Below are 14,429 nucleotides of genomic sequence, written 5' to 3'. Positions count from 1 at the left end.
CAACGCATTCGGCGGTCCACAGCCGCACGTTGTAAACGAGGTAAAACCCATGGCCGACCACGAAGAACACGACGCGACGGGACCGGATGCCGACACGCCCGATTACGGCCAGGCCGCCGGCGGTTGGGGATCGCTCAAGGGGGTCGCTCACATCTTCGGCGAAGAGCGGAACGCCCCCCTCGCGGTCTCCATCCTGGCCAAGCTGAACAAGCCCGGCGGGATCATGTGCTCCTCCTGCGCCTGGGCCAAGCCGGCCGATCCGCACAAGTTCGAATTCTGCGAAAACGGCGCCAAGGCCACCCTGTGGGAGCTGACCCCGGCCCGCGCCACGCCCGAGGTCTTCGCCGAGCGCAGCGTGACCGAACTGCGCGATCTGCACGACCATGAATTGGAAAAGCTGGGCCGCCTGACCCACCCCCTGCGCTATGATGCCGACAGCGACCGCTACCTGCCCGTCTCCTGGTCCGAGGCCTTCTCTGAGATCGGGGCCGAGTTGCGCGCCATGGCGCCCGAGGAAGCGGTCTTCTATTCCTCCGGCCACGCGGGGCTGGAAGCCAGCTACCTCTACGCGCTCTTCGCGCGGGCGATGGGTCACAACAACCTGCCGCAATCGTCCAACATGTGCCACGAGACGACCTCGGTGAACCTCAAGGCGCAGATCGGGGTGCCCGTGGGCACCTGCACGCTCGAAGACTTCGAGCATTGCGACGCGATCTTCTTCTTCGGCCAGAACACCGGCACCAACTCTCCACGCTTTTTGCATCCCCTGAAGGCGGCGGTGGAGCGTGGCTGCCGGATCGTCACCTTCAACCCCGTACGCGAGCGCGGGCTGATCGAATTCGTGGACCCGCAAGACCCCGTCCAGATGACCGTCGGCAAGGCCACGAAGATCTCGGAAGAATATTTCCAGGTCCGTCCGGGCGGCGACATCGCGGCGATGGCGGGCCTGATCAAATGCGTTCTCGCCGCCGAGGACGCGGCGCCGGGGACGGTGCTGGACCACGATTTCATCGCGTCCGAGACCACCGGCTTCGAGGACGCCATGCAAGCCGTCCGGGCCATGGACTGGGCGGAGATCGAGACCCATTCGGGCCTGACCCGCGAGATGCTGCAAAAGGCTGCAGACATCTACTTGGGCGCGAAGAACGTGATCGGTATCTACGGCATGGGCCTGACGCAGCACGTCGAAGGCTGGCTGAACCTCGGCATGCTGGTGAATCTGCTGCTTCTGCGCGGCAACATCGGGCGGCCCGGTGCCGGCATCAGCCCGGTGCGCGGCCATTCCAACGTGCAAGGCCAGCGCACCGTGGGGATCGCCGAGAAGACCGGCAGCGTGCCCCTCGACAAGCTGCGGGAGATGTTCGACTTCGATCCGCCCGAAAAGGAAGGCCGCAACGCCGTGCACGCCTGCGAAGGCATCCTCGACGGGTCCGTGAAGGCGATGATCCAGTTGGGCGGCAACCTGGTGCGCGCCCTGCCCGACCGCGCGCGGATGGAGGACGCCTGGCCCAGTCTGCGCCTGACCGTCTCGATCGCGACAAAGCCGAACCGGTCGCACCTCGCGCCGGGGCAGGTGTCCTACATCCTGCCCTGCCTCGGCCGGACCGACCGCGACGAACAGGACGGCGTGCCGCAGGCGGTGACGATGGAGGATTCGCTCAGCCATATCTACGGCTCCATCGGGACCGCGACGCCGCCCAGCGAGCACTGCCTGTCGGAGCTTGCCATCGTGGCCGGCATGGCCGAGGCGACGTTGCCGCCCAACCCCAAGCTGCGCTGGCGCGACTGGACGCGGAACTACGATCTGGTGCGCGATCTCGTGGCCCGGACCTACCCGGATGAGTTCCACGACTTCAACGGTCGCATGATGCAGCCGGGCGGCTTCTACCGCGGTAATGCCGCACGCGACCGAAACTGGAAGACCGACAGCGGGCGTGCCAACTTCACCACGCCCACGACGCTCAGCGCACTGGGGCGCGATACGGGTAGCGACGGGGCGGTGATGACCCTGGTGACGCTGCGCTCGAACGACCAGTTCAACACCACGATCTACGGCTTTTCGGACCGGCTGCGCGGATTGGAAGGAGACCGGATGGTGATGCTGGTCAACCGCGACGAGATGGCACGCCTGGGGTTGGAGGAAGGCCAGCGCGTCCATCTGCATTCTGCCATCGAAGACGGCGTGTCCCGCGTGGTCGGCCCCCTTGCCGTAACGCCCTTCGATCTGCCCTCGGGCTGCGTGGCGGGCTACTACCCGGAACTGAACCCGCTGGTCCCGCTGTCCTACCACGAACGCGAATCGCAGACCCCCGCCTACAAGGGCGCGCCGGTCCGGATCGTCACCTGACCGGCACCCGGGGGGCGATGGATCGCCGTCCTGCCCTCCGACCGGCCCGTGCCCACCGGCGCGACCGCCGCCGGGTGAGAGGTCAGGCGGGGCGGGCAAGGGCCGCCCGTCGTAAGCTTCGATGCCGAACGACGGACCGGCTGGCCCCTGCGATATGCCTTCACCCCGTTTCCGTCGCGGCGTGAAAGCGTTTCTGCAAGACGATGAACAGGAAGATCACGGGGGCGACCGACACCGCCAACGCGGCCTGCTGCAGGGATTTCTGATCGAGCGTGTTGAATTGGTCCTCGAGCAGGAAGATGCCCACCGGAAGGGTCTGCAGTTCCGGCGCGGAGCGGGTGACCGTCATGGTCCAGATGAACTCGTTCCAGTGATAGACGAAGGCGAAGAGCGCCAGGGTCCAGACGGCGGGCGCGATCTGCGGCAGGGCGATGGAGCGGAAGATGCGGAACTCCGAGGCCCCGTCGAGCCGTGCGGCTTCCAGAAGATCGTCGGGAATGGTCACGAAGAACTGGCGCATCAAGAAGACGCCGTACCACGTGACGATAAACGGCAGCACCAACGCCGCGTAGGTGCCCAGAAGGCCGGAGCCGCCCAGCTCCGTCAGACCGTTGCCCCCCGCCAGCGGCACGTAGCGCAGCAAAAAGAAGATCGGGATGATGAACAGGAAGAACGGGAACATCTGCGCGCCGATCACCAGCCGGAAGATCGCGTCGCGCCCGCCGAAGTCGTATTTCGCCAGCGCGAAGCCCGCCAGCGTCGAGGTCGCGACCTGAAGAACCGTGATCGTCAGCGTCACCACCACCGAGTTGAACAGCCACCGCCCCATCGGCAACTCGTCGAAGACACGGGCGTAGACGCTCCACTGTGGCTCGACGGGGAAGTAGTTGGGCGGGTTGGCGAAGACGTCTCGCGGTCCGCGCAGCGCGCCCACGAACATGTCCGCGAAAGGCAGCAGCATCAGGGCCGCTACCAGCCCGAGGGCCGCGTATTTCAGAACCGCCCTCATGCCGCACGCTCGCGCAGCAGGCGGAATTGCAGCACCGCGATCACGGCTATGATCGCAAACAGGATCATCGCCGCGGCCGAGGCGCGGCCCATCCGCAGATCCTCGAAGGCCATGCGGTACATGTAGAGGGCTGTCACGTCCGTGGCCCCGCGCGGGCCGCCGTTGGTCATCGCCAGGATCAGCGCGAACCAGCCCATCCCGGTGATGAAACTCGTGACGGTCACGAAGACCACCGCCGGACGGATGAGCGGCACGGTGATCGAGGCGAAGACGCGCGGACCGGAGGCTCCGTCGAGGGTGGCCGCCTCGATCACCTGTGGGTCGATCCCGTCAATCGCGGCAGAGAAGACCAGCATGTTCTTGCCCAACTCGTACCAGACCATCACCACGATGACCGACACCATCGCCCAGGTCCCGTCGGTCAGCCAGTCCGGCCCGGCGTAGCCCAGAAGGCCCAGCCCGCGGTTCACCAATCCGTAGCGGTCGTCGAGCAGGAATTGCCAGATGTAGGCGATGGCGACGATGTTGGTGACCTGCGGCAGGTAGAAGATCGCGCGCCACACCCGCCGGCCTTTCGCCCGAGAGAAGACGGCGGCGAGGGCGAGGCTCAGCGGCACCCCGAACAGGACCAGCCCGCCCGCCACGATGAACGTATGACCCAAGGTGTCCCAGAAGACCGGATCGCGGGTCAAAAGGTATTCATATTGCTTCAAGCCCACCCAGCTGGGGGACCCGAGCGGGTTCCACCGGGTGAAGGTCAGGTAGATCGAGAACCCCAGCGGCAGAACGAGGAAGACCGCCGCGAAGACCAGCAAGGGGGCCAGGAACAGCCAGGGCGCAAGCCGCGGCGCGCCGGGGGCGCGATCATCCATCGCCCCCGGTCGCGCGACGCGGGGAACGGCCCCCGTTGCAACCCCCGGAACGGCGCCCGAGGCCGCATCGGCCCCGGGCGCCGTAGCCACCTTCCTCATGTCAGTAGAACTCGAACAGGATATCCTCGACCCGGGTGTTCAGATCCTCCATCGCCGGACCGGGCTCGGCTTCCCCGGCGATCACCGTGTCGAGCGTCTGGCCGATCAGCCCCTCGATTTCCGAGGCCTGAAGTACGTTAGGCTGGCTGATCGCGCGTTCCGCAAGCGCATCCTGGAACGGCTTGGTGAAGGCGTCGGGTTCTTCCAGCGCCGCGTTGTCGTCCGCGTTCGCGGTCAGCGCACCGAGGTCCGCCATCATCTGCCCCACGCAGGACGGCCCGCCGTCGGCCGCGGCGCTGTCGGTGGAATTGACGAAGCGCACCACGTCCCAGGCCGCTTCCTGCCGGTCGGACCCGGAATCGACCCCCATGAAGAAGGCGTACTGCATCGTCCGCCAATCCTCGCCCGTGGGGATCTGGCTGACGACCACGTCCTCGAACCCGTCGCCCAGTCCGTCGCGAATGGCGCTTTCGTACCAGTTGGCCATGATCATCATGCCGACCCCGCCCGCCGGGAAATCGTCATAGGCATCGACCGTGCGGTCCGTCAGCCCGTCCTGCACCAGCCCGGCGAGCTGGCTTGCGGCCTCGACGGCTGCCTCCGACCCCAGGTTCGCGGTGGCATAATCCTCGGCGTAGACGTCCTGCCCCTTGCTGAACATCAGCGTGTAGAAAGGATGCGTGACGCCTGCCCCCGAGGAGCTTTCGGCGAAGGCGAACCCGGCCGTCTTGATCCGGCCCTGGTCGTTGCGGGTGGTGACGGCCTCGGCGGCGGCACGCAACTCGTCCCATGTGGTGGGCGGCTCCTCGATGCCGGCTTCGCGCAGAAGCGCCATGTTCGACACGAGCATGTAGGTCGAGACCTCGGTCGGCACGCCCCAGAGGGTGCCGTCGATGGTCGCGGCCCCCACGGTGCCGCCCGCGTAGGTGTCGGTCACGAAGCTGCCCAGATCGTCCGGCACCGGGGCCAGCACGTCGTTGTCGACCATCTGTGCGGCCCAGATCGAGTAGACGTTGTAGATGTCCGGCGCCTGCCCCGCGATCCGGCTGGTCAGCACGGTCTGCAGGTAATCGCGGTAGCTCAGCTGTTGGTATTCGATGGTGGTGCCGGGATTGGCCTCTTCATAGGCGTCGAAACAGGCCAGAAGCGGAGCGGCCTGTTCTTCGGTGTAATGCATCGCGACGGTGATCGGCGCATCCTGCGCGGCGGCGGTCGTGGCGGCGAGGGTGGCGACCGCAGTCAGAAGTCTTTGCATGAAAATTTCCCAAGGTTATGATTCCCCGTGATGCTAGGCCGCGGGGCGGCCTCGTGTGTCGCGGCAAACCGACGCACATCGGCGTGAGGCAGGGCTCTGTCGGTGTCGCCACGTCGGCAGGCGGCGATGCACGACCCGCCAGGTCATCCCCGAGGCGCCGTCTTGCCGGCGCTTTCGATCCGGCGCACGACATCGCTCATCCCCTCCGGCGTGCGACGATCGCGCGGCGTCTCCACCCTGAAGTCGTCCGCGATCGTGACCGGCCTGTCCTTGAGCACGACGATCCGATCGGCCAGCCAGGCAGCATCCTCGGGGACATGGCTGACCAGGATGACGGTCGCGGGATGACGCTCCAGCAGGTCCGTCAGGAGCCTCCTGAGGGCCGTCACGAGATCGGCGTCGAGGGACACGAAGGGTTCGTCGAGCAGCAGAAGCCGGGACGACAGCGCAAGCGCCCGGGCAAGTGCGACCCGGCGGGCCATCCCGCCCGAGAGCATGTGCGGCAGTGTCGCGCCCGCACCTTCCAGCCCCACGCGGCCAAGCAGGTCCAGGGCACGCTCCCGCGAGACGTCGGGCGCGGCCGAGCGTACGTTCGCCACCGCATCGAGCCACGGCAGCAGTCGGGGATCCTGAAAGACGAACCCGGGCGGCGGCGCGTCCCGCACGCGAACCTTGTCGATGGTGATGGTTCCCGCGAAGTCCCGATCGGCCCCCGCGATCAGGCGCAACAGCGTCGATTTGCCGACCCCGGACGGCCCCACCAGGGCCAGCACCTCGGACGGCGCGACCTGCAGGTGAAGGTCCCGGAACAGCACATCGCCACCCGTCAGGGCCTTGCGATCCACCTGGATGTCTAGAGCGGCACCGGTCGCCATCCGAGTATCCGCTTCTCGAGGGGGCGCAGGACCCCGTATTCCACCGCAAGAATGACGGCCACGAAACCGGTCGTATAGGCGAGGATCGCGGACATGTCGAAGAACGAAAAAAAGATGCCGATCCGGAACCCGACCCCGCCGTCGGAGCCAAGGACCTCGAAGACGAGGACGATCTTCCAGATCAGGCTCAACCCCGTGCGCGCCGCCGTCAGGACGTAGGACATCAGTTGCGGCACGACGACCAGTCGCAGACGGCGCCAAGGGCTCATGCGATAGACCCGCGCCAGTTCGTCGTAATCGGCGGACAGCGCCCGCACCCCTTCGCGAAGCGTCGTCGCGACGAGCGGCGTCTTGTTGACGACCACCGCCACGATCAGGGCGATATCGGTCAAGCCGATCCAGATGTAGCAGATGATCGCCACGACGATCGCGGGGATGTTCAGCCCGACCACGATCCATGGATTGAAAAGCCGGTCCGCCGTGCGCCAGCGCCCGAGCGCCGCGCCGATAACGGCGCCGAGGATCATCGCCGTGGCGAAGGCCGCGGTCACCCGGGTCAAGGTGATCGCGAAATCGGCCAGCATGCGGCCCTGGGTGATCTGTTCGCGGATTTCGATCGCGACACCCAGCGGGGTCGGGAAAAGCCGGTGATCCAGCGCCAGCGACAGACCGCCCCACAAGGCCAGGAACAAGGGCAGCGACAGCCACTCGATGCCGCCGCCTTGGGCGCTGCGGCGGAAGCGATCTCGCGCGGGTCCGGCGGCACCGGCGGCCGCCGGTCGATCGAGTGACGGTCCGGCCATCACCCTGATCCGTTGGCCTTCGACAGGCGCTCAGTCACCGTAGCCGGTCCAGAACGTGTCCTCCGCAAAGACGGCATCGCGCCCCACGAGGTCCGCTCCGCCCTGTTCGGCCATGATGTCGAAGGTCCGGGATGCGGTGTCGTAAAGCCCGGGATCGAGGTCGGCGATGATCCCCTCCCGGTAGGCATCCCGGAGTTCCGTGAACAGGCGGTCATCCTCCTCCGCGCGCATCTTGGCGCGCAGGCTCTCCCACACCGCGTCGTCCTCCAGCAGCATCCGCTTGGCGGCGAAGGAGGCGTCGAGGAACCCCCGGATCGCCTCGGGCCGGGCCTGTGCGGTCTCGTCCGTGAAGGCCCAGACGAGCAGGGGCGCCGGACCGTCCACGCCGAGGTCTGCCAGAAGCTCCGTCACCGACACCAGTTCCGTCATCCCGGCGGCGCGCGCGCGTGCGTTGTAGTGCCAGAAGTTCAGCGCCACCGGCAGATCGCCCGATACCAGCAGTTCGTTCACCAAGGGCGGTGCCGCGAAACGCGCATCGACCTGCTCGGCCAGGGTATCGCCGTTCAAACTCTCCCAGGCGGACTGCAGGATGATCCAGCTCTTGTCCACGGGCCCGCCCGCGATCCCGATCGTCGTTCCCGCAAGCTGATCGAGGCTTTCGATGCCGGCGCCCGGGTGCACCATGACCCCGCCGACCGCGCGCGAATGCGGGATCGAGGTGATCAGGTTTCCCGCGTTGCGCTGGGCGGACACCCAAAGGAAGTCCGTCAGGATCACGTCGACGTTGCCCGCCTGCAAGGCCAGATCGCCCGCCTGTTCCGAGCCCAGGTCCGTGACCACGAGTTCGATCCCGGCGTCGGTGTCCAGGCCGTTGTCCTGGATGACCTGCATTTCCCATTGCGCGGTGCCGTAGGACAGGATCCCGACGTCGATCACCGGTCGGTCCTGTGCGACGGCGATCCCCGCCACCGCCATCTGGGCGAAGGCCACGAGCCCGGTGGCCACCTTGCGAAGCGTCATGTCGAAATCCTTGTCTCTGTCCCGGATCCAGACCTTGGCCCGGGCGGGTTTGCGATGCATTGGCCGGGCCCGCCATTCGGGCCCGACCCTGATGAGAACGGCGCGTCGCCGGGCGTTACTGCGTGATCCGGGCGTCACGGATGATGTCGAACCCCTCGCGGAAGGGGATCTCCCTCGCCTCCGGGGTGCCCACGTCGAAGATCAGGATCTGCTGGTCCTCGGCGGTGAATTCCGGCCAATCCAGGCCATTCCCGGTCGCCGTTCCCTCTCGGGCGAGCGACAGGAGCGCACCGGAGGCATCGTCGCGCAGCGCCTCGTCCTGCGGGCCCCAGTCCCGCGTCGTCCGGAACATGTTGAGGCTGTCCAGGGTGCGCAGGAAATAAGGCACCTCGACCGTGTGATAGGCCCCCGCCGTCGCGGGATCGTGGTCCGCGAAAGTCACGCCGGGGCTGTAGGGTTGGGTCCGGTCGAACCGGTAGAGCCAGACCGGGCTGTCCCCGTATTCCACCTGAGCCAGCGCCCAGTCGCGCATCGCCGATCCCATCGAGGCATCCCGTGCGGCGTCGACGGAGCTGCGGCGCAGATCATTGCCCTCGCCGGGGGCATAGACCTCGGCAAGCGCCTCCCCCGTTCCGGGCCATTGTTCCTCGGCACGGGCGATGAAATCCTCGGCGGAGGTGGCGCCTGCCAGCGCATTGAACCCCTCGTCCCTGGTATACCCCCCTACCAGCGGCACGTCCGCGAAGCGGCCCGCGGCATAGGCGTCCGCGGGGTCCTCGGTCAGGGCGCGTCCGTCGATGGTCAGTCCGAAGCGCACGTCCTCCAGATCGAGGAAACGATCAGAGGAAATGGCACGCAGGTCGGCCAGGCTCTCTGCCCCCAGCTGCTCCTGGGCCGCCAGCCCCGCCTCTTCCATCGCCTCGTAGGGGCGGGTGTACTGGTTGATGACGCTGCCGGACATGGCGAAGATCTTGTCGATCAGCCCCTCCGCGAGCGGGCTGACCTGCAAGGCGCTGAGCGACATCGAGCCCGCCGATTGCCCGGTGATCAGCACGTTGTCGGGGTCGCCGCCGAAGGCCGCGATGTTGTCGGCCACCCATTGCAGACCGAACGCCTGATCCATCAGGCCGTAGTTGCCGGACCCGCCGTAGTCGCTTTCGGCGGCAAGATCGGGGTGCGCCATGAAGCCCATCGCGCCCAGCCGGTAGGCGATGGAGACATAGACCACGCCTTCCTGTGCCAGCGCCTCGCCCTGGTAGTTGTCCATGGAGGCCGAGCCCACGTTGAAACCGCCGCCGTAGATCCAGGCCACGACCGGAAGATCGTCACCGGGGGCGGCATCCGAAGGCGCCCAGATGTTGAGGTAAAGGCAATCCTCGCTCAGGGCTTCCTCGCCGAAGTAATGGTTGATGTCGCTGTTGCGCAGGGTCTGCATGCATTCGGGCGCGAAGCGGTCGGCATTCCACACGCCCTGCCAGGGCTCATGGGCCTGCGGCGGCTGCCAGCGCAGATCCCGCAGGGGCGGTGCGGCAAAGGGCACGCCGAACCAGGCCTGCACGCCGGAGTCGAGGACGTGCCCCGCCACCAGCCCCGCGCTCGTCTCGATGGGCGCGATCGGGGTTTCGACGATCTGGCCCGGTGCGGACGTGGCCAGCAAGGCGGCGCCGGTGGCACCGATAAGGATCCGTTTCATGTGTCTTCCTCCACTGTCATGCGTTTGGCCCACAGGGCCGATCAGTTGCTCAGGTGCCGCGCGTAGAAATCCGCGCTGACCTCGAAAAGGGTGCGGGATTCAGGCAGGTCGGGATTGGTCATGAACCCGTGGTAGAGGCCGTCGAAGGCCATGATCTGGGCGTCGACGCCTGCCTCCAGCAGTTTGCGGTGGCTATAGAGCGACGCGCTCATCCCGAAGTCCCGCGTTCCGGTAGCAAAGAACGTCGGAGGGAACTGGCTGGCCACTTCGGGATGGTTCACCGGGTCAAACACCGCAGAGGACCGGTCGGCCTCGTCGTAGTAGCCCGGTGCGCTGTCCGGGGCGGAGGGTGCGGTCGTAGGATAGGCGGTCTGCATGCCCCAGACATAGGCGAAGCTGTCGCCGCCCCAGGTTCCGCTGGCCGCACCGCAATAGACGCCCAGAACCGCCGGGGTCTCTTCGCCGTCGATGATCATCTGCGCCACGGTCTGTGCGATGATCGACCCCCCTGCGGAGCAACCGACCATGCCGATATCTTCGGGGTCATGCTCTTCGAGCAGCGCGTCGTAGACTGATTTCAGATCCTCGCTCGCCGCCGGGTAAAGGTACTCCGGCGCCTGCCGGTAGGAGATCGACACGACTTCGACACCGACGTGGTGGGCGATCGGCACTCCGACCAGCAACCCGTTTCCGCGGATCGCCGTGCGCCAGCCGCCACCGGGGACGTTGATGATCACCTTGTCCTCGAATCCATCGCGCACACCTTCTTCGGGCAGGATCCGGGCGGCGCTGATGCCGCCGATCTCTGTCTCCTCGACAGTGACGGGAAAGAGGTCGATGGTGTGATCGACGCGCGGCTGCAACGTCTCGTTGTAGAGCTTGCGGTACTCCGGCACGTCCGCGCCGATGACGCCCATCGCCGGGTTTCCCTCGGTCGGCATGCCGTCGAGCATGATCGCCTGCGCTTCGGGGCTTACCAGGCTGGAGGGCGGCATGGTGAATTCACCGGTCAGGGTGATCGTGCCGTCGTTCGAGATGACGCGCGTGTTGTCCTGCGCCAAGGCATGCTGCGGCAATACGCAGGCGAGCGTGAGTGCGAAAAGTCGGGTCATATGGGTCTCCTCCCTGTGGTGTCGTTTGCGGGTCCGCGGAATCGGTCGGTGCGGTCGCCCCGCGGGCGGGTGGTGCGATGTGCGCCGCCCCTCCCCCAGGGCGGCGCACGACCGGCGGGTCGGACGGGTTGGTCAATCCGTCGAGGCGTGGCCTCCCGTCCCGTCGGGCGAATAGATGTCGAGGATGTTCCAGTGGCCCGACGTGGGCGTCGGGTTGTTCACCATCGGCACGTCCAGGACGGTCGGCTTCCCCGATGCGATCGCGGCTTTCAGCGCGGGCAGGAAATCTTCGGCCGAGGTGATGCGGATTCCTTCGCACCCGAAGCCCTTGGCGATCGCCGCGAAGTTGGGCATCTGCTCGTCCAGGTTCGCGGGCTTGGGGAAGGTCGTCCCCAGCGTCAGCCCGTAGTTCGCCTTCTGCAGACCGGCGATCGTCCCGTAGGCGTTGTTGTTCATGACCACCCAGACCACGGCGGCGTTCTCCTCTACCGCCGTCGCCAGCATCGCGGGGTTCTGGCCGAAGCCGCCATCCCCGACAAGACTGACGACGACCCGATCGGGGGCCGCGATCTTGGCCCCCACGGCCGCCGGAGGTCCGAAGCCCATCGTCGCGAACCCGCCGGGGATCAGGATCGAGCCCGGTGTCAGGATGTCGAACTGCTGGGCCACGCCGTTCTTGTTCCAGCCGACGTCGGAGGTCAGGATCGCATCATCGGGCATCGCCTCTCGCAGATCGGCCAGGATACGTTCTGGCATCATCGGGAAGGCGTCCGAGGTCCGCATGTCGACATGATCGGAGCGGAATTCCTCGCGCGCGGTCCTGATCCCCTCGGTCACACCCTCGGCGGTGCGCCCTTCGGGCAGCATCTCGCGCGCGACGCGGTTGAGGACGCGCAGGGCCGACTTGAGATCGGCGACCGCCCCGATCTCGGCGGGATAATTGCGCCCGATCTCCTGCGGTTCGATGTCGATATGGATGAGACGGCTCTTCCCCTCGCCGATCTCGAAGGTGTAGCCGGGATACCAGGAAGAGCTGTCGGCCTCTTTGAAGCGGCTTCCAAGCGCCACGATCCAGTCCGCGCTCAGGGTGGACTTGTTGGTGAAGGGCATGCCCCAGAACCCCGTCATGCCAAGCATCAAGGGGTGATCGTCCGGCAGGACGCCCTTGCCCATCAGCGAATGGGCCACCGGGATCTGCATGTGTTCGGCGAAGTCGCGCAGCTCGTCCCACGCGCGGGCCAGGTTGATGCCGCCGCCGACGTAGATGACGGGCGTCTTGGCCTCGGAGAGTTCCGTAACGATCCGCCGCGCCGTCTCGTCGTCGAGCGACGGCTTGGCGGGTGCCGCCCCCTGCCCGGCCTTGTCCCAGAGCGCGACGGGAATCTCGGTCGAAAAGACGTCCATCGGCACGTTGACCAGCACGGGCCCTGGCTGGCCGCTTTCGGCAAGCGCGAAGGCTTTGTCGAGGATCTCGGGCATCAGCTCGGGCGTATCCACCCGCCAGGCCCGTTTCACGAAGGGGCGATAGATTTCGTACTGGCTGGCGTCGGCGTGCAGGTTCACCTCCTGGTGGGGGTGCTTGCCGTAGTAGTGGCGCGGGATGTCGCCGGCGATGACCACCATCGGGATGCAGTCCAGTGCAGCGTTCGCGACCCCCGTGGCCGCGTTCGTCAGACCCGGCGACAGGTGCGTCAGCAGGACAGAGGCCTTGCCCGTCACCCGGGCATAGCCATCCGCCGCATGCGCCGAGATCTGTTCGTGCCGCACGTTGACGAACTTGATGCTGCTGTTCGCCATCGCCGACAGCACGGCGATGTTGGTGTGTCCGCACAGGCCGAAGATATGCTTCGTCTCGCGCCGTTCGAGATACCGGACGAGTTGGGTCGCCACGGTATCCATGGCATCGCCGTGCAAGGTGCCGTCCATCATACCGCCTCCGCGCCACAGAATTCGCCGAAGAGCTCCTCGTCCGAGGGGCGATCCTCCGGGATCGGGCGCGCCACCCAGGTCACGTTCATGTAATGCTTGAGGTGGACGTTCTCGTTGGTGATGTTGCCGCCCCAGATGCCGCAGCCCAGCGACGAGGTCATCGGCATCCCGTTCTCGAAGCTGCCCGCGTTCGCCTTGGATTGCGGCTGGCGCACCATGACCCGGCTGACCGGCGCGTTCTTGGCGTGCGCCAGGATCCGGTCCTCGTCGTTCGAGTAGATGCCGCAGGAATGCCCCTTGCCGCCCACTTCGTAGATCTCGCGCACCATGCGCATGGCTTCGTCGAAGTCGGGGAAGGAATAAAGCGCCATGACCACGCAGAGCTTCTCGCCCGAGAACTTGTGCTCGGGCCCGATCTGCGACTGTTCGACCATCAGGAACTTCACGTCCTCGGGGATCTCGAAGCCCGCGATCCCGGCGATGGTCTGGGCCGAGACGGCGACCGTGTTGATCGTCCGGTTGCCGTCCGCGTCCCACAGGGCGGCGGCGAGCTGTTCCTTTTCCTCCGGGTTGCAGAGGTATCCGCCCTCGGCCTCAAGGGCCGCGCGCATGTCATCGTAGATCTGCTCCGCGATCAGCAGGTTGCCGTCGGCCGAGCAGCCCGATCCGTAGTCAGAGGTCTTGGACATCCGGCTGTTGCGGGCCGCGATCTCGATGTCGGCGGTCTCGTCGATGACCATCGTCGAGTTTCCGGCTCCCACCCCGAAGGCGGGCTTGCCGGAACTGTAGGCCGCCTTGACCATGGGCTTGCCGCCGGTCGCGAGCGTCAGGTCGCAGTTGGCCATGAGGTAATCGGTCATCGGGATGGACGGGGTCGCGACGCATTGGAACAGATCCTCCGGCGCGCCCACCTTGCGGCAGGCGGCGCGCATCACGTCGACCATCCGGTTCGTCGTGGCCTTCGCCCGAGGATGGGGCGAGAAGATCACGGCGTCCTTGCACTTCGCGGCATAGATGCCCGTGACCGGGGGCGTCAGTTCGGGGTTGGTCGTCGGGATCAGCGACGCGATGACACCCGCGGGCTTGCCGATCTTGGTCAGGCCCTTCTCGGGGTCCTCCTCGATCACGCCGACGGATTTCTGGCGCAGCGCATCGCGCAGGACGCCGAGGATCTTGAACCGCTTGCCACCGCGGCCTTCGCGGTCACCGATCCCGCTTTCGTCGACGCCCATCTGCGCGATCTCGAGGAACGTCTTCTCGTTCCCGCAGTACCAACCGATGGCCCGCGCGAGACGGTCCACCTGGTCCTGGTCCCAGTCGGCGATCTCGTCCATCGCGCGCCGGGCCCGGGCGATCATCTCGTCGCCCGTCTCGATTTCCTGGGGTGTAATTTCGCGTGCCATCTTCTCTTTCCT

General features: G+C 66.6%; 11 protein-coding genes. 1 reads left to right on the top strand and 10 read right to left on the bottom strand.

What is annotated here, in order from left to right; all coding sequences use genetic code 11:
- The first annotated feature begins 49 nt into the window (after positions 1 to 49).
- Positions 50 to 2,347 carry an FdhF/YdeP family oxidoreductase gene (locus tag EU805_RS03605; protein ID WP_129762558.1) on the top strand — a complete coding sequence of 766 codons (2,298 nt, stop codon included), beginning with the start codon at positions 50 to 52 and terminating at the stop codon, positions 2,345 to 2,347.
- 160 nt (positions 2,348 to 2,507) lie between these two features.
- On the opposite strand, the gene EU805_RS03600 is transcribed toward EU805_RS03605, so the two are convergent.
- From EU805_RS03600 to EU805_RS03555, 10 genes are all read right to left on the bottom strand, one after another.
- Entirely contained in the window at positions 2,508 to 3,356 is an 849-nt protein-coding gene (locus tag EU805_RS03600) for a carbohydrate ABC transporter permease (protein ID WP_129762557.1), read from the bottom strand.
- Positions 3,353 to 4,318 (bottom strand): carbohydrate ABC transporter permease, encoded by a 966-nt coding sequence (locus EU805_RS03595; RefSeq protein WP_242494041.1) that lies wholly within the window; start codon positions 4,316 to 4,318, stop codon positions 3,353 to 3,355. Before EU805_RS03595 ends, EU805_RS03600 begins: the two co-directional genes overlap by 4 nt.
- Before the next feature lie 10 nt (positions 4,319 to 4,328).
- Positions 4,329 to 5,582 carry an extracellular solute-binding protein gene (locus tag EU805_RS03590; RefSeq protein ID WP_129762556.1) on the bottom strand — a complete coding sequence of 418 codons (1,254 nt, stop codon included), beginning with the start codon at positions 5,580 to 5,582 and terminating at the stop codon, positions 4,329 to 4,331.
- Positions 5,583 to 5,725: 143 nt separating this feature from the next.
- Positions 5,726 to 6,457, bottom strand: a complete 732-nt coding sequence (locus EU805_RS03585) for an ATP-binding cassette domain-containing protein (RefSeq protein ID WP_129762555.1) — start codon at positions 6,455 to 6,457, stop codon at positions 5,726 to 5,728.
- Positions 6,436 to 7,260, bottom strand: coding sequence for an ABC transporter permease (locus EU805_RS03580; RefSeq protein ID WP_129762554.1), 825 nt, complete (start codon positions 7,258 to 7,260; stop codon positions 6,436 to 6,438). Before EU805_RS03580 ends, EU805_RS03585 begins: the two co-directional genes overlap by 22 nt.
- Before the next feature lie 30 nt (positions 7,261 to 7,290).
- Positions 7,291 to 8,280 carry an ABC transporter substrate-binding protein gene (locus tag EU805_RS03575; protein WP_242494040.1) on the bottom strand — a complete coding sequence of 330 codons (990 nt, stop codon included), beginning with the start codon at positions 8,278 to 8,280 and terminating at the stop codon, positions 7,291 to 7,293.
- A gap of 115 nt (positions 8,281 to 8,395) precedes the next feature.
- Positions 8,396 to 9,973 (bottom strand): carboxylesterase/lipase family protein, encoded by a 1,578-nt coding sequence (locus EU805_RS03570; RefSeq protein ID WP_129762553.1) that lies wholly within the window; start codon positions 9,971 to 9,973, stop codon positions 8,396 to 8,398.
- Between the two features lie 41 nt (positions 9,974 to 10,014).
- Positions 10,015 to 11,085 carry an alpha/beta hydrolase gene (locus EU805_RS03565; RefSeq protein ID WP_129762552.1) on the bottom strand — a complete coding sequence of 357 codons (1,071 nt, stop codon included), beginning with the start codon at positions 11,083 to 11,085 and terminating at the stop codon, positions 10,015 to 10,017.
- 132 nt (positions 11,086 to 11,217) lie between these two features.
- On the bottom strand, positions 11,218 to 13,014 hold the full coding sequence (locus EU805_RS03560) for a thiamine pyrophosphate-binding protein (RefSeq protein WP_242494039.1): 1,797 nt from the start codon (positions 13,012 to 13,014) through the stop codon (positions 11,218 to 11,220).
- Positions 13,011 to 14,417: an aldehyde dehydrogenase family protein gene (locus EU805_RS03555; RefSeq protein WP_129762551.1), complete on the bottom strand. Its 1,407-nt coding sequence runs from the start codon at positions 14,415 to 14,417 to the stop codon at positions 13,011 to 13,013. Before EU805_RS03555 ends, EU805_RS03560 begins: the two co-directional genes overlap by 4 nt.
- Between the last annotated feature and the right edge of the window lie 12 nt (positions 14,418 to 14,429).

Source organism: Salipiger sp. IMCC34102 (genome assembly GCF_004145405.1).
GTDB lineage: Bacteria > Pseudomonadota > Alphaproteobacteria > Rhodobacterales > Rhodobacteraceae > Loktanella.
The sequence above is the reverse complement of the archived record's forward strand: the minus strand, read 5'-3'. Positions and strand labels throughout refer to the sequence as shown.

Coding starts and splice junctions, on each gene's coding strand:
- EU805_RS03600 (WP_129762557.1), bottom strand. CDS start 3,356: ATGAGGGCGGTTCTGAAATACGCGGCCCTCGGGCTGGTAGCGGCCCTG.
- EU805_RS03560 (WP_242494039.1), bottom strand. CDS start 13,014: ATGATGGACGGCACCTTGCACGGCGATGCCATGGATACCGTGGCGACC.
- EU805_RS03565 (WP_129762552.1), bottom strand. CDS start 11,085: ATGACCCGACTTTTCGCACTCACGCTCGCCTGCGTATTGCCGCAGCAT.
- EU805_RS03555 (WP_129762551.1), bottom strand. CDS start 14,417: ATGGCACGCGAAATTACACCCCAGGAAATCGAGACGGGCGACGAGATG.
- EU805_RS03590 (WP_129762556.1), bottom strand. CDS start 5,582: ATGCAAAGACTTCTGACTGCGGTCGCCACCCTCGCCGCCACGACCGCC.
- EU805_RS03580 (WP_129762554.1), bottom strand. CDS start 7,260: ATGGCCGGACCGTCACTCGATCGACCGGCGGCCGCCGGTGCCGCCGGA.
- EU805_RS03585 (WP_129762555.1), bottom strand. CDS start 6,457: ATGGCGACCGGTGCCGCTCTAGACATCCAGGTGGATCGCAAGGCCCTG.
- EU805_RS03575 (WP_242494040.1), bottom strand. CDS start 8,280: ATGACGCTTCGCAAGGTGGCCACCGGGCTCGTGGCCTTCGCCCAGATG.
- EU805_RS03570 (WP_129762553.1), bottom strand. CDS start 9,973: ATGAAACGGATCCTTATCGGTGCCACCGGCGCCGCCTTGCTGGCCACG.
- EU805_RS03605 (WP_129762558.1), top strand. CDS start 50: ATGGCCGACCACGAAGAACACGACGCGACGGGACCGGATGCCGACACG.